The organism is Aquabacter spiritensis (genome assembly GCF_004346185.1).
Taxonomy (GTDB): Bacteria; Pseudomonadota; Alphaproteobacteria; order Rhizobiales; family Xanthobacteraceae; genus Aquabacter; species Aquabacter spiritensis.
Genome location: NZ_SMAI01000004.1, coordinates 109,660 through 131,988 on the forward strand (window position 1 = coordinate 109,660; position 22,329 = coordinate 131,988).

15 protein-coding genes are annotated in these 22,329 nt (G+C 68.4%); 7 read left to right on the forward strand and 8 right to left on the reverse strand.

Annotated features, from left to right (window positions below; translation table 11 throughout):
• Positions 1-7: 7 nt before the first annotated feature.
• The 3 genes from glgX to treS all read right to left on the reverse strand — a co-directional run bounded on the left by glgX (position 8) and on the right by treS (position 7,731).
• On the reverse strand, positions 8-2,134 hold the full coding sequence (glgX, locus tag EDC64_RS08635) for a glycogen debranching protein GlgX (protein WP_132030884.1): 2,127 nt from the start codon (positions 2,132-2,134) through the stop codon (positions 8-10).
• On the reverse strand, positions 2,131-4,344 hold the full coding sequence (gene glgB, locus EDC64_RS08640; protein ID WP_132030885.1) for a 1,4-alpha-glucan branching protein GlgB: 2,214 nt from the start codon (positions 4,342-4,344) through the stop codon (positions 2,131-2,133). Before glgB ends, glgX begins: the two co-directional genes overlap by 4 nt.
• A gap of 78 nt (positions 4,345-4,422) precedes the next feature.
• Complete coding sequence (gene treS / locus EDC64_RS08645) at positions 4,423-7,731, reverse strand: maltose alpha-D-glucosyltransferase (RefSeq protein WP_132030886.1); 3,309 nt, start codon at positions 7,729-7,731, stop codon at positions 4,423-4,425.
• A 269-nt stretch (positions 7,732-8,000) separates the two neighbouring features.
• Between treS and EDC64_RS08650 the strand changes: the two genes are divergently transcribed.
• On the forward strand, positions 8,001-9,602 hold the full coding sequence (locus EDC64_RS08650) for an alpha-amylase family glycosyl hydrolase (protein ID WP_245504607.1): 1,602 nt from the start codon (positions 8,001-8,003) through the stop codon (positions 9,600-9,602).
• A 58-nt stretch (positions 9,603-9,660) separates the two neighbouring features.
• Here the strand turns inward: EDC64_RS08650 and EDC64_RS08655 are convergent, their stop codons facing one another.
• On the reverse strand, positions 9,661-10,071 hold the full coding sequence (locus EDC64_RS08655) for a hypothetical protein (protein WP_207915974.1): 411 nt from the start codon (positions 10,069-10,071) through the stop codon (positions 9,661-9,663).
• Positions 10,072-10,571: 500 nt separating this feature from the next.
• Here EDC64_RS08655 and EDC64_RS08660 point away from each other — a divergent pair, with 500 nt between their 5' ends.
• The gene (locus EDC64_RS08660) at positions 10,572-10,985 is read left to right on the forward strand and encodes a hypothetical protein (protein WP_245504608.1); all 414 of its coding nucleotides are present in this window, start codon (positions 10,572-10,574) and stop codon (positions 10,983-10,985) included.
• 295 nt (positions 10,986-11,280) lie between these two features.
• Positions 11,281-12,270, forward strand: a complete 990-nt coding sequence (locus tag EDC64_RS08665; protein WP_132030888.1) for a hypothetical protein — start codon at positions 11,281-11,283, stop codon at positions 12,268-12,270.
• 22 nt (positions 12,271-12,292) lie between these two features.
• On the opposite strand, the gene EDC64_RS08670 is transcribed toward EDC64_RS08665, so the two are convergent.
• Complete coding sequence (locus EDC64_RS08670) at positions 12,293-14,143, reverse strand: ABC-F family ATP-binding cassette domain-containing protein (protein WP_132030889.1); 1,851 nt, start codon at positions 14,141-14,143, stop codon at positions 12,293-12,295.
• A gap of 77 nt (positions 14,144-14,220) precedes the next feature.
• Complete coding sequence (locus EDC64_RS08675; RefSeq protein WP_132030890.1) at positions 14,221-15,687, reverse strand: pyridoxal phosphate-dependent decarboxylase family protein; 1,467 nt, start codon at positions 15,685-15,687, stop codon at positions 14,221-14,223.
• Between the two features lie 139 nt (positions 15,688-15,826).
• Here EDC64_RS08675 and treZ point away from each other — a divergent pair, with 139 nt between their 5' ends.
• A complete protein-coding gene (treZ, locus tag EDC64_RS08680; protein WP_245504609.1) occupies positions 15,827-17,656 on the forward strand; it encodes a malto-oligosyltrehalose trehalohydrolase in 1,830 nt (609 codons plus the stop codon).
• 7 nt (positions 17,657-17,663) lie between these two features.
• Here treZ and EDC64_RS08685 read toward each other — a convergent pair whose 3' ends face one another.
• Together EDC64_RS08685 and EDC64_RS08690 are read right to left on the reverse strand one after the other, a co-directional pair.
• Complete coding sequence (locus EDC64_RS08685; RefSeq protein ID WP_245504610.1) at positions 17,664-18,797, reverse strand: FAD-dependent monooxygenase; 1,134 nt, start codon at positions 18,795-18,797, stop codon at positions 17,664-17,666.
• A 48-nt stretch (positions 18,798-18,845) separates the two neighbouring features.
• The gene (locus EDC64_RS08690; RefSeq protein WP_132030892.1) at positions 18,846-19,097 is read right to left on the reverse strand and encodes a zinc-finger domain-containing protein; all 252 of its coding nucleotides are present in this window, start codon (positions 19,095-19,097) and stop codon (positions 18,846-18,848) included.
• Between the two features lie 172 nt (positions 19,098-19,269).
• On the opposite strand from EDC64_RS08690, the gene EDC64_RS08695 reads away from it, so the two are divergent.
• The 3 genes from EDC64_RS08695 to EDC64_RS08705 all read left to right on the forward strand — a co-directional run bounded on the left by EDC64_RS08695 (position 19,270) and on the right by EDC64_RS08705 (position 22,322).
• Positions 19,270-20,325: a Tim44 domain-containing protein gene (locus EDC64_RS08695; RefSeq protein WP_132030893.1), complete on the forward strand. Its 1,056-nt coding sequence runs from the start codon at positions 19,270-19,272 to the stop codon at positions 20,323-20,325.
• 286 nt (positions 20,326-20,611) lie between these two features.
• Positions 20,612-21,568: a lipid kinase gene (locus EDC64_RS08700; protein WP_274594941.1), complete on the forward strand. Its 957-nt coding sequence runs from the start codon at positions 20,612-20,614 to the stop codon at positions 21,566-21,568.
• Positions 21,569-21,578: 10 nt separating this feature from the next.
• Entirely contained in the window at positions 21,579-22,322 is a 744-nt protein-coding gene (locus EDC64_RS08705; RefSeq protein ID WP_132030894.1) for a TerC family protein, read from the forward strand.
• The last annotated feature ends 7 nt before the right edge of the window (positions 22,323-22,329 follow it).

Genomic DNA, 22,329 nt, shown 5'->3' on the forward strand with positions numbered 1-22,329 from the left:
GGGCCCCTCATAGGCGGGGGTCCACCGGGCGCGGGTCCACAAAGGCGGCGAGCAGGCGGACGCTCGACGCTTCGAGATAGGTTTCGGTGCTGATCGCCCGCTCCTCCGAGACCAGCCCCGAGGCGCTGTCGACCAGCAGCCGCCAGGTGAGCGCAGGCCCCGGCAGCTTGAAGGTGACGGGGTTCGCGGAGGCATTGAGCAGGAGCAGCAGCACCTCGACGCCTCCCGTGCGCGTGCGGCCGGCGCGCCGCAGGGCCAAGGTGTGCGCGCCGTCGAGATGCCAGCCCTCGGGCGGCATTTCGGCACCGTGCTCGTCGAACCATCCGATATCCCGCAGGCCGGGAACGAACTCTTCCTTCGCATGCAGGAAACGCGGTGCGCGGAGCGTTGCGAACCGCTTTCGGATTTCGGCGAGCCGGGCGACGAAGGCGGTCAAGGCCCGTCCGTCCGGGCTGCGCGCCAACTCCCAATCGATCCAGGAAATCTCGTTGTCCTGGCAATAGGCGTTGTTGTTGCCGTTCTGCGTGCGGCCGAATTCGTCACCGGCGAGCAGCATCGGCGTGCCCTGGGCGAACATCACCGTCGCCAACATCGCGCGGGTGACGCGGGACCGGACCGCGCGGATATTGGGATCGTCGGTCGGCCCCTCGGCGCCCCAATTGAAGCTGTAATTGGCGTCGTGGCCGTCGCGGCCGTCTTCGCCGTTGGCGGCGTTGTGCTTCTCGTTGTAGGCGACGACATCGGCCAAGGTGAAGCCGTCGTGCGAGGCCACGTAATTGATCGAGGCCCACGGCTTGCGGTGGCGCCGGTCGAAGGCGTCGCTCGATCCCGAGAGGCGTCCGGCGATCTCGCCGCGCATGCCCGGATCGCGCTTCCAGAAGCGCCGGACGCTGTCGCGGAAGCGGTCGTTCCATTCGACGAAGCCGGGCGGCAGGCGGCCGAGCTGGTAGCCGTCCGGGCCGATGTCCCACGGCTCGGCGATCAGCTTGCAGCGGGCAAGAACGGGGTCCTGCCGGACCGCGTCGAAGAAGCCGGAACCAGGATCGAAGCCGGTCCCTTCGCGGCCGAGGGTCACGCCGAGGTCGAAGCGAAACCCGTCGACATGGAACGCCTCAACCCAATAGCGCAGCGAATCCATCACCATCTGCAAGACCCGCGGGTGTGACAGGTTCACCGTGTTCCCGCAGCCGGTATCGTTGATGTAGTAGCGCTCGTTCCCCGGCACGAGCCGGTAATAGCTGGCATTGTCCAGCCCTTTGAAAGAAAAGGTCGGGCCGAGTTCGTTGCCCTCGCAGGTATGGTTATAGACGACGTCGAGGATCACCTCGATGCCGGCCGCGTGCAGCCGCCGCACGGCGGCGCGCAGTTCCTGCAGCGAGCCGGTCGAAAGGAAGGCGGGCTCCGGCGCGAAGAAAGAGAGGGTGGAATAGCCCCAATAATTGCGCAGTCCGCGCTCCACCAGGAAATGGTCCTGGAGGAAAGCGTGGATCGGCATCAGCTCGACCGCGGTGACGCCGATGCGCAGCAGATGGTCGATGAAGCGCGGATGGGCGAGGGCGGCGAACGTCCCACGCTCGTGCGGCCGCACGTCCTGGCGGCGCATCGAGACGCCGCGCACATGGGTCTCGTAAATCACGGTGTCGGACCACGGCACGTCGGGCGGCCGGTCGTCACCCCAATCGGCCCAGTTCGACACGACGACGCCCTTCGGCACAGCGGGCGCGCTGTCGCGCCGGTCGATCGAAAGATCGCCGCGCCCGCCGCCCATGCGATACGCGAACAGCGTGTCGGACCAGCGCAGCGCGCCCGAGAGCTGGCGCGCATAAGGATCGATCAGCAGCTTTGCCGGATTGAAGCGGTGGCCGCGGGCGGGATCATAGGGTCCGTGTGCGCGATAGCCGTAGATCAGACCGTCGAAGGCGCCCGGAAGATAGCCGTGCCACACCTCTTCGGTGCATTCCGGCAAAGCGAGCCGCGCCACCTCGCGCCGGCCACGCGGATCGAACAGGCACAGCTCGATCTTTTCCGCATTGGCCGAAAACACCGCGAAATTGGTGCCGAGCCCGTCCGGCGTCGCCCCGAGAGGATACGGGCGTCCCGTATCCAACCGGTCGGGCAGCGGAGGCAGGGTCATTCGGGAGGCCTCGGGCGCAGGAACAGCGTTGCCAGGGGGGGAAGCGTGAGTCTGAGGGAATGTTCCATCCCGTGGAAGCTTTCGGCGCGGGCCACGACCCGCCCCGAATTGCCGAGTCCCGAGCCGCCATAGGCGCCGGCATCGGTGTTGACGATTTCATCCCAGGAACCGCCCTCCGGCACCCCGATGCTGTAATCGTGGCGCGGCACCGGCGTCATGTTGCAGACCACCAGAACCGGCGGCCCGCCGCCGAGCCGCAGAAAGGCGAAGACCGAATTCGCCCGGTCGTCGCCGATGATCCAGCGGAAGCCCTCGGGACGCGCATCGCCGCTGTGCAGCGCCGGCTCGCGCCGATAGGCGGCATTGAGATCCCCGACGAGGGCCTTGACGCCCTCATGGGCGGGATCGGCGAGCAGGCCCCACGGCAGCTCGCCGTCATGGTCCCATTCGGCGGGCTGGCCGATTTCGCAGCCCTGGAACAGCAGCTTCTTGCCGGGATGGCCCCACATGAAGCCGAGATAGGCGCGCAGATTGGCCATGCGTTGCCAGGAATCGCCCGGCATGCGGCCGAGCAGCGAGCCCTTTCCGTGCACCACTTCGTCATGGGAGATCGGCAGGACGTAGTGCTCGGAGAAGGCGTAGACCAGGCCGAACGTCATGTCGTCGTGGTGGTGCGCGCGGTGGATCGGATCGGTCCCGATATAGCGCAGGGTGTCGTGCATCCACCCCATGTTCCATTTGAAGGCGAAGCCGAGCCCGCCGACATCGATCGGCTGTGTCACGCCGGGCCAGGCGGTGGATTCCTCGGCGATGACGATCGCGCCCGGTGCTTCGTGGGTGATGGTGGCGTTGAGCCGCCGCAGGAAAGCGACGGCCTCCAAATTCTCCCGCCCGCCATAGATGTTGGGCACCCATTCTCCGGATTTCCGGGAATAATCGCGGTACAGCATCGAGGCGACGGCATCGACCCGCAGGCCGTCGATATGGTAGCGCCGCAGCCATTCGAGCGCGCTCGCGACCAGGAATTGCGAAACTTCGGTCCGGCCGAAATTGTAGATCAGCGTGTTCCAGTCGTGATGGAAGCCCTCGCGCGGATCGGCATGTTCGTAGAGCGCCGTGCCGTCGAACTGGGCGAGGCCATGGGCGTCCCCGGGAAAGTGCGCGGGAACCCAGTCGAGCAGCACGCCGAGCCCGGCTTGATGGCAGCGGTCGATGAAGCGCGCGAAGTCCCGCGGCGCGCCATAGCGCGCCGTCGGAGCGAACAGGCCGAGCGGCTGATAGCCCCAGGAGCCGCCGAACGGGTGCTCCATGATCGGCAGCAATTCGATGTGCGTGAAGCCGAGGCCGGTCGCATAGGGAATCAGGCGATCGCCCAACTCGTCCCAGCTTGGATCCCGCCACCCGTCCATATGCACCCACGAACCGGCATGCACCTCGTAGATCGAAAGCGGGGCCTCGGCGGTTTGCCGCGCGGCGCGCTGGGCCATCCAAGCATCGTCGGTCCAGGCGAAGGGCGCGGGATCGGGGACGACCGAGGCGGTCGCGGGCGGCATCTCGGCGGCACGCGCGACCGGATCGGCCTTCTGCGTCAGCACATTCCCCTGACGGGTGAGGATCTCGTATTTGTAGCGGGTTCCCGGACCGAGGCGCGGGAGGAAGATCTCCCACACTCCGACGCCGGGATGCAGGCGCATCGGGGCGCGCCGTCCGTCCCAGCCGTTGAAGTCGCCGACGACCGAAACCCGGGCGGCATTGGGGGCCCACACCGCGAAGCGCACGCCCGCCACCCCGTCGACGCTGACCGCGTGCGACCCGAGGGCGTCCGCGAGCCCGAGATGGGTGCCCTCGCCGAGCAGATGCAGATCGAGCCCGCCGAGCAGCGGCGGGAAGGCGTAGGGGTCCTCGGTCTCCTGGACCATGCCGCCGGGCCAGGTGATGCGCAACCGGTAGACGGGCGTAGCATTGCTGCCGATCCGGCTGGCGAACAGGCCGGCGGGATCGATCCGGTCGAGCCGCGCGAGGACCGCGCCCTCCGCGTTCAGCGCCTCGACCGCGGCCGCACCCGGCTGGAAGGTACGCAAAATGGTCCCCTCCGGTCCGGCATGCGGGCCGAGCACCGCGAACGGGTCGCTCTCGCGGCCCTCGACGATGCGCCGGACCGCGTCCCGGTCAAGGCTGGGGCGGGCGGTCGTGCGGTCAGCCGCGCCCATGCGCGCCTCCTCGCCCGGGCGTTACGCCGGGGCCGCCGCCGTGCCGCGCGGCGCAGGTGGCGCCGTCCGTCGGGTGTGTCATGCGGGGGCTCCTTCGAGTTCCGGGGCGACGGGCAGTTCCGCCGCGCCCGCGTGTTTGATGGCCATGGTGTAGAGGCTGCGCACGGCATAGGCGAAAGCGGCGGGGCGACCCGCGGCCTCCGCGCCGATGGTCTCGGCGGCGCGTTCGAGGAGGAACAGATCGAGCAGTTGGCGGTCGGAGGGGGACGTCGCGGTGACGGCCTCCTGATAGCCTGACAGGAAGGCCCGCACGGCCCGGCCGGAAAAATGCTCGAACACGGCGTGGCGCTGCCACGCCTCTGCCAGGCCGTGGACCTCGCTGCCGGTATAGTCGACATGTGCCGCGGCCGCATCTATCGAGCGGATCAGGCCGGCGACATCACGCCATGGGCTGTCCTTGGTGCGGCGGGCTTCGATCGGGGTGTGCGCGTATCCGTCGAAATTGACGATATAGGCATCGCCGCCCGACACCAGGACTTGGCCGAAATGGAACGCGCCATGGATGCGCGAGAGCGGTGCGCCCTCGCCGGCCGCTGCGAGGCGCGCGGCGGCGGCTTCGAGGGCGTCGCCGGCGGAAAGTATGGCTTCGGCTTCCCGGCGCACCTGGTCGGACGACCATGCGCGGGTTGCGGAGAGGACCGCGCATGCATCGCGCACCGCGGCGCGGGCCGCGTTCGCCCAAGCCTGGACCTGATCGGCATCGGCGGCTGCCGGGCCGAAGGCGGGGTTCGCACTTGGCCGGGCCATTACCGTGTGAAACTCGGCCAGCCGGCGGCCGAGCGCGCGGAGGAAGGGGGGCACGCCCGAAAGCTGCTCCTCGAAGCTCCGCTCGATGTCGGTGCCGCCTTGGGTGCTGGCAGTGAGCGCGCGGCGAAGCTGGTCCACCAGCCAGTTCCAGGCATCGCCTTGATTGCGGACATAGCCGAGCAGCAAGGCCAGCACGGCGGGACGCCCCTCCGGATCAAACCGCACCACCTCGCCGAGAAGCGGAGCGGTGTTGGCATAGTCCTGCTCGGTAAGGTAGCGGACCATTTCGGATTCGGGGTGAAGGCCGAACAGGGTGCGGCGGATCACCTTGAAGCTCGCGCAGTCCTCGATGACGATCGAGGAGGTGGCTTCCTCGGCGGCGACGCGGTGGATTGGCGCGTCGGGTGAAATCTCCACGTCCGCGAGGCGCGGGGTCGCCACGAAGCGTAGTTCGCCGCCGTCGGGCAGGGGCAAAGCGGTGCCCGACCGCATGGCGCGCACGACGGCGTGTGGCATGGAATCGAGCGTGAGCGCATCGGTGAGAAACCCGACCCGCCGTCCCTGGCGCACCCGCGTCAGCGCGAGCTGGACCGCCAGCGCGGAGGGCTGCTGGTCTTCCCAGGCGATGGCGAGCGGCACGACGTAGCGCTCGGTCCCGCTGGGCAGGTCGATCGCGATCTCCGCGAGGAAGACATTGTTGCCGGCGCGCGGGAGCGGCATGGCCCATGCCACCCGCACGCCGCCGACCGGTTCGTTGCGTGAGGCGAACCAGCGGCGCCGGCGCACATAGGCCGGCAAGGCCTCGCGCTCCAGGGTCGGGCGATGCCGCTCGGACACGACGTCGGCGAGGCCGCCGCGCAAGACCAAGGTCACGAATTCCGGCAATTGCTCCGGCGGCGGGGAGTGCCAGCTCGGCTCGGCCATCTGGGTCGAGAGATTGAAGGCATAGAAGCCATAGGCCGGCACGGTCAGGAGATAGGGGAGCCGGCCGACCGGCGGGAACGGCGTGCCCCCGGCCATCTCCACGGGCACGCGCTGGTCGAATTCCGAGAGGTCGAGTTCGACCGCCTGGAGGGTCTGCGAAAGGTTCGCGACGCACAGGATGGTCTCGCCCTCGTAGCTGCGCAGATAAGCGAGGATCTTCCGGTTGCCGGGATAGAGAAGTCGGAAGGTGCCGCGCCCCATCGAGGGGTGGCGTTTGCGGATCGCCAGCACGCGCCGGGTCCAGTTGAGCAGCGAATGCGGGTCGCGCAACTGGGCTTCGACGTTCAGCGCGTAATAGCCGTAGAGCGGATCCTGGATCGGCGGCAGGACGAGCAGCTCGGGATCCGCCTTGGAGAATCCGCCATTGCGGTCGGGGGACCATTGCATAGGCGTGCGCACGCCGTCGCGGTCGCCGAGATGGATGTTGTCGCCCATGCCGATCTCGTCGCCATAATAGATCACAGGCGTTCCCGGCATCGAAAGCAGCAAAGCGTTCATCAGTTCGATGCGGCGGCGGTCGCGCTGGAGGAGGGGGGCGAGGCGGCGGCGGATGCCGAGATTGAGCCGGGCCCGCCGGTCGGCGGCATAGACCGTCCAGAGATAGTCGCGCTCGGCATCGGTGACCATTTCGAGGGTCAGCTCGTCATGGTTGCGCAGGAAGATGGCCCATTGGCAGCTTTCCGGGATTGCCGGGGTCTGGCGCAGGATGTCGGTGATCGGGAAGCGGTCTTCCTTGGCGATCGCCATGTACATGCGCGGCATCAGCGGGAAGTGGAACGCCATGTGGCATTCGTCGCCGTTCTCGCCGAAATATTGCTGCGTGTCCTCCGGCCACATATTGGCCTCGGCGAGCAGCATGCGCCCAGTATAGCGCTCTTCGAGATGGGCGCGGATACGCTTCAGGATATCATGGGTCTCGGGCAAGTTCTCGTTCGAGGTGCCCTCACGCTCGATCAGATAGGGGACCGCGTCGAGCCGCAGCCCGTCGACGCCGATGTCGAGCCAGAATCGCATTACGGACAGGATGCGCTCCAGCACTTCGGGATTATCGAAATTGAGATCCGGCTGATGGGAATAGAAGCGGTGCCAGTAATACTGGCCGGCCACCGGATCGTATGTCCAGTTCGACTTCTCCGTGTCGAGGAAGATGATGCGGGTTCCGGAATAACCTGCGTCGTCGTCCGCCCAGACATAATAATTGCGTTCCGGCGAGCCTTTGGGCGCGGCCCGGGCGGCCTGGAACCAGGGGTGCTGGTCCGAGGTATGGTTGACGACCAGTTCGGTAATGACGCGGATTCCACGGGCGTGGGCGGCCTCGATGAAGCGCCGGGCGTCCTCCATGGTGCCGTAATCCGGCGAAACACCCTCGTAGAGCGCGATGTCGTAGCCGTCGTCGCGCCGCGGGGAGGGGTAGAAGGGCAGCAGCCAGATCGCGGTCGCACCGAGATCGGCGATATAATCGAGCTTCGAAATTAAGCCCGGAAAGTCGCCGATTCCGTCGTTATTCGCGTCGAAAAACGACTTCACGTGCAGTTGATAAATGACCGCATCCTTATACCAGAACGGGTCGTCGCCAGCGGTGATGGGCGCGTCCATGTCAGCTCTCCGAAAGGCGGCTGGCGGCGCGCGAGGCGCACTCGAAAACGGGAAGGACCGGCAGTTTGGGCATGGTGCTCGTCGCGACGGGAAATGGAGCGACGGGTCTCCTCCCGGCGTGCCGAGAGACCCCCTCCATCTCGGCCAACGCGCGGCCGAGCTTCCGGTTCCCCGCGGGGCGGCGATTTCTTGCCGCACCGCAGGGTGCCGGAACTGGTCTATGCCGAGACCGGTTTTCCGTGCGGACGGCGAAATCGAGGAGACGCATCTTGGAGCACCCTCCTGAGCGGAGTTCGGCGCCCTGGTGGCAGCGCGGGACGATCTATCAGATCTATCCGCGCTCGTTTCAGGACACCAACGGGGACGGCATCGGCGACCTCGCGGGCATTGTCCGCCGGCTCGATTATCTCGTCGAACTCGGCGTCGATGCCGTCTGGCTGTCGCCTTTCTATCCCTCGCCCATGGCCGATTTCGGTTATGACGTGGCCGATTATGTGGATGTCGATCCGATCTTCGGCACCCTCGCCGATTTCGACGCCCTGGTCGCGGCGGCGCACGACAAGGGCCTCAAGGTCCTGGTCGACCTGGTTCCGAACCATACGTCGGACGCCCACCCCTGGTTCCAGGAGGCGCGGACCGGGCGGGACAGCGCGAAGCGCGATTGGTACATCTGGCGCGATCCCGCCCCGGACGGCGGGCCTCCGAACAATTGGCTGTCGGAATTCGGCGGCAGCGCCTGGGCCGAGGATGCGGCGAGCGGGCAATATTATTACCACGCCTTTCTCGACCGCCAGCCCGACCTCAACTGGCGCAATCCCGCCGTCGCCGAGGCGATCTTCGAGGTCATGCGGTTCTGGATGCGGCGCGGCGTCGACGGCTTTCGGGTCGACGTCATCTGGCACATGCTGAAAGACCCGGAATTCCGCGACAACCCGCCGAACCCGGACTATCGCGCCGGCCGCAATCCCTATCAGAGCCTGCTGCCGGTCCACACGACCGACCTCGCGGAGGTGCAGGAGGTGGTCGCGCGGCTGCGGCGGGTGGTCGACGAATTTCCCGACCGGGTTCTGATCGGCGAGATCTATCTGCCGCTGGAGCGCCTCGTCGCCTATTACGGCCGCACTCTCGACGGCGCCCATCTGCCGTTCAATTTCGCTTTGCTGGAGACGCCGTGGACGGCCCGGGACATCGCGGATCTGGTGGCGCGCTACGAGGCCGCGCTGCCCGCGGGCGGGTGGCCGAACTGGGTGCTCGGCAATCACGACCGGCCGCGGATCCTGAAGCGCGTCGGGCCGGACCAGGCGCGCGTCGCCGCCATGCTGCTTCTGACTTTGCGCGGGACGCCGACGCTCTATTACGGCGACGAGATCGGCATGGCGCAGGTCGAGATTCCGCCGGAGCGCGTGCAGGACCCTTATGAGAAGAATGTCCCCGGCCTCGGCCTCGGCCGCGACGGCGTGCGCACCCCGATGCAGTGGGATGCCGGCCCCCAGGCCGGCTTCTCCGAGGTCGAGCCGTGGCTGCCGGTCTCGCCCGATTTCACCGAGGTCAATGTGGCGGCGGAGACCCGCGAGGGCGAGTCCCTTCTCACGTTGTATCGCCGCCTTCTGGCGCTGCGGCGTGGGTCTGCGGCCTTGTCCCTGGGGGCCTATGTGCCGATGGCGGCCGAGGGCGACCTGTTCCTGTACGGGCGCGCGGCGGAGGGTGAAAGCCTGGTGGTCGCGCTCAATCTCGGCGGCGATCCCATCCTCGTCGCGGCGCCGGTCGAGGGGCAGATTCTGCTCTCCACCTCCGGCGACCGGGAGGCGGAGCGGGTGGCAAGCGAGATCTCGCTCCGGCCCCACGAGGGGGTGATCGTCCGGCTTCGCTGAGCGAGGACGCGCGCCTGTCTCCGGCCGCGCCACAACGCCGTTCGGCCGGGCAGCGCCCTCACTGACACAGGAACAGGTGCATCCTGTTGGTGTCGGGAACCGCATTGACGGCCGCGAATGCGCCCGGGTCCGTCGAGGACATGAAGCAGTATTTGTCGCTCTCCTCCACGGGGTGGAAGCACGACACGACGTTCGGGGCCAAAGTGATCATCTTGACACCGTCGATCCGGTGCACTGTTGCCGTGGCCGCACGCGTCGAGACGCTGTTCGGGTTCTTTCGAAAGACGATCCCGGTATGGGGCGGGGCGACGTCGATGGTCGTGACGCGCGTGCAATCGGGGCTGAACGGCAGTTCCACGGCCAGAGCCGGGAGACCGAGGCCCGCAAATCCGAGGCCCAGCGCCACATGCACCCCGCCTTTGCGCAGGAAGCGGAGCGCGGGCGCGATGCGATGTCGAAGGCGTCCCATCGAATTCTCCTCCCTCGGCTCTGTGTAACCATGTCCCGGCGGGCCGGAGGCGGGATCGAATGATCGGGGGGACGGACGACCCCTCCCTGCGCGCGGACCTGGCAAAGTCAATCATGAACGGCGTTGTCCTGCCAGACGAAGATACCGTCCAGATCGAGCCGGTGCCGGACCTTCCGCGCGGCGGTTGCGCCGCCAGCTTGTCCTCGCGAGAGCGGAGCCGCGAACCCGCCCGTTGAACAGGTCGGCCATCGCGACCGTCTCCTTGATCGGCAAGGCCGGGAGGATCATGCGCCCCGGCGGCTTCGGATCTTCGCCCGGCAAAAGATCTTCGACTGCTGCGGGGTTGCGCAACCAGAAATAGACCGGCTGGAATCCAGCGATTTAAAGTTGAACAATCTCCCTTTTGCATCTATAGATTGCGTCGCGGAGGGGTTGCCCATCGGCGCGTGCGCGCCTCCGCCGGAAGCATCGGGTGATCGCGCCGCCTGGGGGGATGTGCGATGAGGACGTTCAGGCAATGTGCGCGCCACAAGGGCCGCCAGTTCCGCAAGGGCGCCGTGTCCGCTGCTTTGGGTCTCGGCCTCGCGGGGCTCGGCAGTCTCCCGGCTTTGGCCGTGGACCTGCCCTTCAGCGCGAATTGCACGAATTACACCGCCATTACGGTCGATGGGTCCAATACTGGAATCACATTCCGCAAGAACCCGAACAGCTCCGCCACGCGCGCGGCGACCGCGACGGTGTTCCGCGTTGTCGGTCTCAACAACATCGTCTTGGCCGTAAACGTCACATCGTGCTTCTACACGGTGACGGGAACCGACAATTACTGTTTCCAGGCCTCCAGCAACCCGGCCGCCTTCATGAACATCAATGCGGTCGCCGGAACCAATACGATGGCGCTGCCCGCCTGCCAGTGAGGTCGTCCAGCGGGACGGACCGGTCGCGTAGCGCGGCGCCCGGCTGCCTTTAGGCGGGCGGCTGGAAATCGGCCGCGCCAGGGCCCGGCCCCAGTGTCGCGGGAAGCCGCGGCCTCCGACGTGACACGAGCACCGCGACGCGGGGCGGGACCGCCCGGATCGTCCGCAGGCGCGTGCCTGCGTCGACCGGCGGCGTCCCGTGACCAGCTTCGCGCCGCGGCGGCCCCACATCACCCGAATTCAAGCTGACTCGCATTCTCAACCGCACGTTGAGATCATCTGGGGAGAGGGTTTCATGGGCAAGACACAGACCATTGCCGACAAAGAGCGCCAGGATGCCGAATTCAAGGCTTTCATGGAGAAGCTGGCCTCCGATTCGAGGAAAAAAGAAACGGAGATGCTGGAAGCGATCCAGGCCGTCGTGAGTGATTTTTATACGAAGAACGGCTGGAAATTCTCCCGTTTCTTCGGCGATCGCCGCTCCGATTACCAGAATTACAGCGACTGGTCGCTCCAGCGGGTCGCGGACATCATCACCACCATCGGCAAGGCCATTTCGGCCGCCAAATTTCCCTCACCCGAGGTTCCCGGCTCCGAAAAGGCTTCACCCGAGACCAATGCCGAGGTGAAGCAGAATCTGCCGGCCTTCGTGGAGGACATCAACCTCACCATCAACCGCGTCGTGGCGCTGCTGAACGGCTTCCTGACCCAGTTCGCGTCCCATTCCAGCGTCAGCCAGAAGGCCGCTTTCCAGGACCTGCCAATGTCCGGCGGCCTGCATTTGTTCATCGCGCAGAGCGGCAGCGTCTATCACGAGAAAAAATTCTTCGAGACGCAGTTTATCGGCTCGTTCCAGATCGTCTTCGAAGCCTATATGAGCGTGGAGGAGGCCCGCGCCATCTCCATCCAGCAGATCCTCAAGACGACGCAGAAGGAAATCGAGATCGTCAACGCGCAGATCCTCGACATTCGGGAGGTGCAAGGGGAGACGCTCAAGCAATATATTCGAGAGCCGAAGATGTACAAGGAAACGAAGCTGGATTTCGATGAGATGATCGCGATGATGAAGGTCAGCCGAGACGAGCTGGTCAAGGAGTACGACAAATACAAGACGGTCTCCGAAATGGTCGACGACCTCCTGCCGGTCATCGACCTCGCGCCGCTCGGCATCTCCTTCGCGACGGCCCCCGGCCATGAGGCCAAGGTTCCGCTGTCCGAAATCTTCGAGGATGCGTGGGAGGCACGGCTGGCGGAGCGGATGATCCGCGAGAAGATCGGCGCCTGACAGGGCGCCGGGGCCGGGGCCGTCAGGCCCCGGCCGTCTCCGGGCTGGCGGTCGCCTCGAGCCAGGCTTCCTCGGCCGCCGCAAGCGCCGCCTCCGCCTCGGCGCGCTGCTTGGTCAGGCGGGCGCCGTCGGCGGGAAATTTCTGGATCTTGGGATCGGCCAGACGCTTGTCGATGGCGGCGATGTCCTTCTCCAGCTTCGCGACCTGGGTTTCGATCTCCAGCAGGCGCTTGCGGTGGGCGCTCGCGGCGTCCGCCGGATCGGACGCGCCTTGCTTGTCCTTCCGCCCGTCGCCGGTCATCCGGCCGGAGCGGCCGAGGACGTCGCGGCGATATTGGTCGAGATCGCCGTCGTAGGGCTTCACCGTGCCGTCGCCGACCATCCACAAGCGGTCGACGCAGGCTTCCAGAAGATGCCGGTCGTGCGACACCAGGATCACGGCGCCCGGAAAGTCGTTGATGCCGTTGATCAGGGCTTCGCGCGACTGGATGTCGAGATGGTTGGTCGGCTCGTCCAGGATCAGCAGATGCGGCCCGTTGAAGGCCGCGAGGCCGAGCAGAAGACGGGCCTTCTCGCCGCCCGAGAGCGACGACACCTTGGTATCGGCCGCCTGGCCGGAAAAGCCCATTTCGGCCGCGCGGGCGCGCACCCGCGCCTCGGGCGCGTCGGGCATCAGCTTGCGCACATGTTCGGCGGGGCTGTCGCCGGGCACCAGTTCGTCGAGCTGGTGCTGGGCGAGATAGGCGACCTCCAGCTTGTCGGCCCGCACCACCTTGCCGCGCTGCGGCTTCAGGCGGTCGGCGATCAGCTTGGCGAAGGTGGATTTGCCGTTGCCGTTCGGCCCGAGCAGCGCGATCCGGTCGTCTTCGTCGATGCGCAGTTCGAGATTGCGCAGGATCGGCTTGTCGTCGACATAGCCGACATCCACCCGGTCCAGCACCACGATCGGCGGCGAGAGCAGCTTTTCGGGATGGCGGATGGAGATCGAGGCCGCCTGCTCGCCGACTTCCGGGGTGATCGGCTCCATGCGGGCGAGCGCCTTGACGCGCGACTGGGCCTGCTTGGCCTTGGAGGCCTTCGCCTTGAAGCGGGCGACGAAGGCTTCCATATGCGCGCGCTGGGCTTCCTGCTTCTTGCGGTGCTTCTGGTCCAGCAGCATCTTTTCGCGGCGCTGGCGATCGAAGGCGGTGAAGCCGCCGCGATACAGCGTCAGCTTGCCGTTGAAGAAATGCAGGATGTGGTCGACGCTGGTGTCGAGCAGGTCGCGGTCATGGCTGATCAGGATGACCGTGCGCGGATAGTTCGCGAGATAGTCCTGGAGCCAGAGCGTGCCTTCGAGGTCGAGATAATTGGTCGGCTCGTCGAGCAGGAGCAGGTCCGGCTCGGTGAACAGCAGCGCCGCGAGCGCGACGCGCATCCGCCAGCCGCCGGAAAATTCCGCGCAGGCGCGGGCCTGCGCCGCCTCGTCGAAGCCGAGGCCGGCGAGGATGCGCGCGGCCCGCGCGGGGGCGGAATGGGCGTCGATGTCGACGAGGCGCATCTCGACCTCGGCGATCCGCATCGGATCATGCGCCGTCTCGCGCTCGATCAGGAGCGCCGCGCGCTCCTCGTCGGCGGCGAGCACGCGTTCCAGAAGACTGTCCGGTCCGGCCGGCGCCTCCTGGGCGACGCGGCCGATGCGGGTGCGGTTGGGCAGGCGCACCGAGCCGGTCTCCAGCTCCAGCTCGCCCATCACGGCCTTGAACAAAGTGGTCTTGCCCGCGCCGTTGCGGCCGACCACGCCGACGCGCGCGCCCTCGGGGATGGCGGCGGAGGCGTGATCGAGCAGCAGGCGCCCTGCGAGGCGCAGCGAGATGTCGTCGAGAACGATCATGATCGCGCCTTCTCGCAGGCGCGAAGGCGAAGGGCAAGCCCGGATGCGCAAGCGCGGCACCGCAGCGCGGCTTTCTCTCAGGCGCGCGCCGCCGCCTCCCGCGCCGCACCAAGCGCCAGCGTCGCCTCCACCAGCCGCTCGAGATCGGCCGCGCGGGTGCGGTGATTGACGAGGCAGACCCGGATCGCGGTGCGGCCGGACAGCGTGGTGAGGGAGGGCGCCGCGATCCCCTGCTCCTGGAGGTCGGCGACGATCTCGGCATTCAGCGCGTCCGCGTCGCTCCCGTCGGCCGGGACGTAGCGGAAGCAGACGATGTTGAGATTGACCGGCGCCAGCAGGGCGAGACGGGGGGCGTTCGCCGCGATCAGGTCGGCGAGGAATTGCGCCTGGCGGCAATTCTTCTCGATCATCGCCGACAGTCCGGACAGACCGTGGGCCTTGAAGGTGAACCAGATTTTCAGGGCGCGGAACGAACGGGAGAGTTCGGGGCCGTAATCGCAGAACCAGGGGGCGCCGGCGGCGAGGCCGCGCGCGGCCGGGGCGAGATAGTCCGCCGGCGCCGCGAAGGCGGCGCGGTGGGCCGCGGCGTCGCGGATCAGGACGATGCCGGCGTCGTAGGGCACCTGGAACCATTTGTGGAAGTCGAACGCGATCGAATCGGCGCGCGCCAGCGGTGCGGCGCGGGCGCGGTGCGCGGCGGTCAGGAGCGCGCCGACCCCGAACGCGGCATCGACATGGAACCACAGCCGCGCGCGGGCGCAGATGTCGGCGACCCGCGCGAGGTCGTCGATCGCCCCGGTATTGATCGTGCCGCAGGTGGCGATGGCGCAGAACGGCCGCAGGCCGCGCGCCCGGTCGGCGGCGATCATCGCCTCCAGCGCGGCGCAGTCGAGTCTGTGGTCGGCATCGACCGGCACCCGGCGCAGATGGGCGCGGCCGAGGCCGAGCGTCGCGAACGCCTTGGCGAAGCAGCCATGGGCCTCGGTCGAGGCATAGCCGACGAGGCCGCTTCCGGCCGCCGCGACGCCATATTCCCCGATCTCGCCCGCCGTCGCGGCCTCGCGCGCCACCGCGAGCGCGATCAAGGTGCCGAGCGAGGTGCCGCTGGTGAGCAGGCCGCTCGACCCGGCGGGGAAGCCGGTCATCTGCCGGCACCAGTCGATCACCTGGCGCTCCAGGTCGGCGGCGATCTGGTCCCAGCCGCCGAGATTGCAGTTCATGAAGGCGGCGAGCATCTCGCCGAGGACCCCCTCCGCCGTGCCCGCGCCGAGCGCCCAGCCGAAGAAGGCGGGATGCACATTGCCGGTGCCGTAGGGCAGGATATGGGTCTTGAAGGTGTCGTAGATGGCCGCGACCGGCTGGCCGGCCTGCGGCACGGGCTCGGCCAGTGCCGCGCGCGCGGCGTCCGGCGGGCGGGTCCAGACCGGGCGGGCGCGGGCCTGGGCGAGATGCGCGAGGCCGTCATCGGCGGCGGCGTGGAAAATCGCGCGCATCGCCGCCCAATCGGCCGGATCGAGCGCGGCGTCGAAGGCGTCCTGCGTCATCGGATCTCCCGTCAGTCCGCCGGTCAGGATAGAAGGCGCGCTCCGCGCCGCAACCGCGGGCGGAACAGAGGGTTTGCGGTGGGGTTTATTGCCGTGGCCGGACGCGGTCGAGACCCTCCTACGGCGATGGGCTATTTCCATGATCCCTGACGACGACCGGCCGGATGCGGCGACCTCCCGCTTCCCTGCAATGCCGTTCGGCGCGGCAGTCACGCCCGCGGGCGTGCGCTTCCGCTTCTATGCGCCCGCGCAGCGGCGGGTGCTGTTGCATGTCGGCGGCGCCACGGTCGAGATGGCGGCGGCGGCGGAGGGTTGGCACGCGCTTCTCCTGCCCGAAGTCGAGACCGGGGCGCGCTACCGCTTCGAACTGGAGGACGGGCTCCTGGTGCCGGACCCCGCCTCGCGCTTCCAGCCCGAGGATTGCCACGGCCCCTCCGAGGTGATCGATCCCGCCCGCTATGCCTGGCGCGACACCGACTGGACCGGGCGGCCGTGGCACGAGGCGATCCTCTACGAGCTGCATGTCGGGACCTTCACCTCCGAAGGCACGTTCCGCGCCGCGATCGACCGGCTCGACGACCTGGTCGAACTGGGGATCACCGCCATCGAGCTGATGCCGGTCGCCGATTTCCCCGGCCCGCACAATTGGGGCTATGACGGCGTCCTGCTCTATGCGCCGGATGCCGCCTATGGCCGGCCCGACGATCTGCGCGCTCTGGTCGATGCCGCCCATGCGCGCGGCCTGATGGTGCTGCTCGACGTCGTCTACAACCATTTCGGGCCGGACGGGAATTATCTCGGCGCCTACGCGCCCTCCTTCTTCACCGAACGGCACCACACGCCCTGGGGCGCGGCGCTCAATTATGACGGGCCGGACAGCCGGCCGGTGCGCGACTTCATGATCCACAACGCGCTCTATTGGATCGACGAATTCCATTTCGACGGGCTTCGCCTCGATGCCGTCCATGCCATCATCGACGACAGCGCCGAGGATCTGCTCGCCGAATTGAGCCGCCGGGTGCGCGCCGCCCATCCCGGCCGGCAGATCCATCTGGTGCTCGAGAACGAGGAGAATGCGGCCCGCCGGCTCGGCGCCGACGTGCCCGGCGGCTTCACCGCGCAATGGAACGACGACGTCCATCACGGCCTGCACGTCGCGGTGACGGGGGAGGGGGACGGCTATTATGCCGACTACCGCGCCGACTTTTCCCTGCTGCCGCGCGCGCTGGCGGAGGGCTTCGCCTTTCAGGGCGAGGTGATGGCCTATCGCGGGCACGGCCGCGGCGAGCCGAGCGGCGCCCTGCCGCCCGCCGCCTTCGTCGCCTTCCTGCAGAATCACGACCAGATCGGCAACCGCGCCTTCGGCGAACGGATCGCCGCGCTCGCGCCGGCGGCGGCGGTGCGGGCGGCGGCGGCGCTCTATCTCCTCGGTCCCCAGGTGCCGATGCTGTTCATGGGCGAGGAATGGGGCTCCACCCAGCCCTTCCCGTTCTTCTGCGGCTTCACCGGCGATCTCGCGGACGCCGTGCGCGAGGGGCGGCGGGCGGAATTCGCGCGCTTTCCCGCCTTCGCCGATCCCGCGGTCCGCGCGACCATCCCGGACCCGATGGCCGAGGCCACCTTCCTCTCGGCTGCGCTGGACTGGTCGGCCCGCGACGATCCGGCGGGGCAGGCCTGGCTGGACTGGTACCGCCGCGCCCTTCAGGTGCGGCGCGAGCAGATCTGGCCTCTGGCCGGACGCATCACGGCCGGCGGCCAGTACCGCATGATCGGGCCGACCGCCTTCGAGGTGGTGTGGTCCGACGCGGCCGGGCCGGTCCTGTGGCTGCGCGCCAATCTCGGCCCCGAGGAGGCCGACGGCCTGGCGGAGCCGGCGGGCGCGGCGATCTGGCGCGAGGGCGACCTCGACGCCGGGCGGGCCGGGCCGTGGTCGGTCGGGTGGTTCGTGCGCGCGGCGGAGGGGATGTGAGCGCGCGTCAGATCCGCGCGCCGTAAAGCCAGTCGTAACGCTCCAGCAGGCGGGTGCCGGTGAGGCCGATAAAGGCGTCACGGGCGATCCGTGCCGGGCCGGAGAGGTGGTAGATGGCGCCCGAGGTCCGCGCCTCGCGCTGGATCCGTGCCGTCCGCGGGCGCCGTGAGGCCTCGTAGGCGCGCAGCGCGGCCTGCGCTGTCGGCGCGCTCCGCAGCGCCGCGGCCAGCGCCGCCGCATCCTCGATCGCCTGGGCCGCGCCCTGGGCGAGGAAGGGCAGCATCGCGTGGGCCGCGTCGCCCAGCAGCGTCGCCCGGCCGGCCCCCCAGCGCGGCAGGGGATCGAGGTCGAACAGGCTCCAGCTCGTCAGATGCTCGGCGGCGGCAATCAATTCGCGCACTTCGGGCGCCCAATGGGCGAAGGCCCGGTGCGCCGCACCCGCGTCCGCCGCCATGTCCCAATCGGCATGGCCATCCTCCGCCCGCGCCACGGCGACGAGATTGGTCATGCCGCCGCCGCGCATCGGATAGGTGACGAGATGTGCGTCCGGGCCGAGATAGAGCCGCACCGCGGGCGCGCCGGGGGCGGTTCCCGTCACCGTCGCGCGATAGGCGATCCGGCCGGCGAAGACCGGAGCCGCGGACCCGCCGAGCTGTGCGCGCACCGTCGAGCGGACCCCGTCCGCGCCGATCAGGATGTCGGCCTCCACCGGCAAAGCCTCGCCGTGCCGGTTCGCCACCGCGATCGCCGTGCCTTCCGAGGCCTCGACCCCCTCCAGGCGGGCCCCGAGTTCCAGCCGGCAGCCGAGCGCGCGGGCCGCTTCGGCGAGGACGTGGTGCAGATCGGCCCGGTGGGCGACCAGAAAGGGTGCGCCGAGCCGTTCCGCCGCCGGGCGATAGGGACACGCGGCGATCAGGCGGCCGGAATGGCCATCCTTGATCTCGAGCGCATCGGGCGCGACCGCATGGTCCGCGACCTGGTCCAGCACGCCGAGATCCTGGAGAATGCGCGTCGCGTTCGGGCTCAATTGCAGCCCGGCGCCGATCTCACCGAATTCCGCGGCCTGTTCGAGGACGCAGACTTCGAGCCCGGCACGCCGCAGCGCGATCGCACAAGCGAGCCCGCCTATGCCCCCGCCCACGATCACAGCGCTCGCGGCCGGCCCCCTCTTTCGGTGGGCGGACACGGCTCAGGCCGCGGCCGGCCGCTCCTGCCACCGGCTGCCGTCGGGCCGTGCCTCGTCGGCTTTCAGGGCGGGATTGTAGCGGTAGAGGGTCGAACAATAGGAGCAGACGATTTCGGTATCGTGGCCCATGTCCAGGAAGATGTGCGGATGGTCGAAGGGCGGCGTCGCCCCGATGCACATGAACTCCCTGGCGCCCACCTCGATGACCGGCACGCCGAGATCGTTGCAGAAATGCGGAATACCGGTGGCTGCCATGTCTGCCTCGTCGCTCTCGGTCGGCGTTGGTGCGCGGCAGCATTTTAGCGCTTCCGGGCCTCCGGCGGAAGCATGTCGCGATCGCCTCTTTCATATCTCGGCGACACTCCCCATATTGCCAGAGACTGCCGTAAGGGCAGGTTGGGAGGAAGCTTCGCTTCTTAGATGTAACATGAACCTTTTCAAGCGATTAGCCGGGCTCGCCGGTGTGGTGATGCTGGGCGCCGTCATGTCTCTCGCGGTCGTCGGCGATGCCGATGCGCGCAAGGGCGGCGGCTTCGGCAGCCGCGGCGCGCGCACGTGGACCGCTCCGCCGGCGACCAATACGGCGCCCACGACCGCGCAACCCTTGCAGCGCTCGACCACGCCCGCGCCGGGCCCGCAATCGTCCGCCGCGGCGGCCAACGGGGCGCGCGGCGGCCTGTTCGGGGGCGGATTGGGGGGCTCGCTGATGCGGGGCCTCGCGATCGGCGGCCTCGTCGGCCTTCTGCTCGGCCATGGCCTCGGCGGCCTTGCCGGCATGTTCGGCCTGTTGCTTCAGGTCGCCCTGATCGGCGGGATCGCTTATCTGGCCTACCGCTTCTTCGTCGCCCGTCGCCAGCCGGCGGCCGCCGGTGCGGGCGCGCCCTATTCGGCCAATCGCGGCATGTTCGACGGCGCGGGGTCGACCCCGTCTCCCGCGCCGCAGACGGCGCCGCGCAGCGCGCTGGGCGGTTTCGGCGGCGGAAACGGCGCCGGCACCCCTGCGCCTGACGCTGCGCCTGACGCCGGGCCGGCCGCCGCGCCGGTCTATCAGCGGGCACCCAACCGCCGCGTGCGCGACGAGATCGGCCTTCAGCAGCAGGATTTCGAAGCCTTCGAGGCGCGCCTGACCGGCATTCAGGACGCGTTCTCCCGCGAGGACCGCGCCGCGCTGTCCCGTCTCACGACGCCGGAAGTGCTGGCCGGGCTCAGCGAGGAACTCGACGCCAACGAAGCCAAGGGCGTGCGCAATGAGGTCCGGGACGTGAAGCTGCTCCAGGGCGACCTCGCCGAGGCGTGGCGCGAGGATGCGCGGGATTATGCGACCGTCGCGCTGCGCTACGAGATGCGCGACACGCTGCGCGACCGCGCGACCGGGGCGCTCACCCCCGGCAGCACGGATGCGCCGGAGGAACTCACCGAGGTGTGGACCTTCGTGCGCCCGCGCGGCGGCGAGTGGGTGCTCTCGGCGATCCAGGACGTCTGATCCGACGTCTTCGGGTCCGTGTTCGATGCCCCACAGGCCCGGCGCCGCCACGCGCCGGGCCTTTTCTTTGTGGAAAAGCGCGGGGCCGTCCGCATGCCGTCCGGCGGCGCGGTCCCGGCTTCTCGTGCCGGCCCCGGCAACGGCCTGCGACAATCCGTCTCATACCGCGCCGGTGGGCACCGGGCGTTGCTCGCCATACGTAAGCGTCAGCATTCCGGGCCCCTCTGGCGCGCCTTCTGACGCGTGATGTCGGACTGCTCCGACAATTCTGCCGGTGAGGGGTCCAGTGCACGACGTCCACAATGGTGAATCCGCGCGCCCGCGGCGCGCCGTCTTCATGGTCAATCCCAAGGCGCGGCAGGGCGATTCCTGTGTCGCGGCGGTTCGCGGCGTGCTGGAGCGCGGCGGCATCGAGATCGATGCGGCGCCCCTCGAAAGCGCGGAAAACCTGTCGGACATGATCCGCCGGCGGGCCGGGACGTGCGATCTCGTGGTGATCGGGGGCGGTGACGGGACGCTCAACAGCGCCGCGAAGGGCCTGTTCGACACCGGCGTTCCGCTCGGCGTCATTCCGCTCGGGACGGCGAATGATTTCGCCCGCACGCTCGGCATTCCGGCCGATCCCGTGGCGGCGGCCCGGCTGATCGTCGGCGGCACCCCCCGCCTGGTCGATCTCGGCGAGGTCAACGGGCATCCCTTTCTCAACGTCGCCAGCATCGGCTTTTCCGCCGACCTCGCCCGCGAGCTGAGCGGTGCGGCCAAGAAGAAATGGGGCAAGCTCGGTTATGCCATCACCGCGGCGCGCATCCTTCTCCAGTCGCGCCTGTTCACGGCCTATATCGAACATGACGGTACGATCGAGACCGTCCGCACGCTCCAGGCTTCGGTCGGCAACGGCCGGCATTATGGCGGCGGCATGACGGTCGCGCAGGACGCCACCGCCGACGACGGCACGCTCGATTTCTACAGCCTCGAAGTCGACCATTGGTGGAAGCTGCTGCTACTGGCCCCGAGCCTGCGCGAGGGCACCCAGAGCCGCTGGAACGAGGTGCGCGCCTTTCGGACCACCGAGGTCGTGATCCGCACGCGCCGTCCCCGCGCGGTCAATACCGACGGCGAACTCACCACCTGGACGCCGGCGCACTTCACCATCCGGCCGGCGGCGATCCGGGTCTATGCGCCCGCCACGCCGCCCGGGCGCGCCTTCGCCTCCTCCCGCCGCTTCTCCCCCCGCACAAGCTGAAGAGTGAACGATGGACTATCTGCTGCAACTCGCCAGCGACCCCGCCGTCTGGGTGGCCCTGATCACGCTGATCGCCATGGAAGTGGTGCTCGGCATCGACAATCTGATCTTCATCTCGATCCTCACCAACAAGCTTCCGCCGGCGCAGCGCGCCCGCGGCCGGCGGATCGGCATCTCCCTCGCGCTGATCCTGCGCCTGGGCCTGCTGGGCACGGTGGCGATCATCGTCCAACTGACCGAGCCGGTCTTCTCCGTGTTCGGCCACGCTTTCTCCTGGCGCGACATGATCCTGATCGCGGGCGGCCTGTTCCTGGTCTGGAAGGCGACCAAGGAGATCCACCACAATGTCGACCACAATGCCGGCGGCGACATGTTCGAGAGCGCGAAGGTGACCATCACCTTCACCGCCGCGATCGTCCAGATCCTGATGCTCGACCTCGTCTTCTCGATCGACAGCATCATCACGGCGGTCGGCATGACCGAGCACATCCCGATCATGGTGATCGCGGTGGTGGTCGCGGTCACCGTGATGCTGCTGGCGGCGGACCCGCTCGCCCGCTTCATTGAAGCCAATCCGACCGTCGTGATGCTGGCGCTCGGCTTCCTGATCATGATCGGCATGACGCTGATCGCCGAAGGCTTCGGCGCCCATGTGCCCAAGGGCTACGTCTATGCCGCGATGGCCTTCTCGGCCGGCGTCGAGGTGCTCAACATGCTGGCGCGGCGGCGCTCGCGGAAGGGTGAGCCCGGGTGATCCCGGG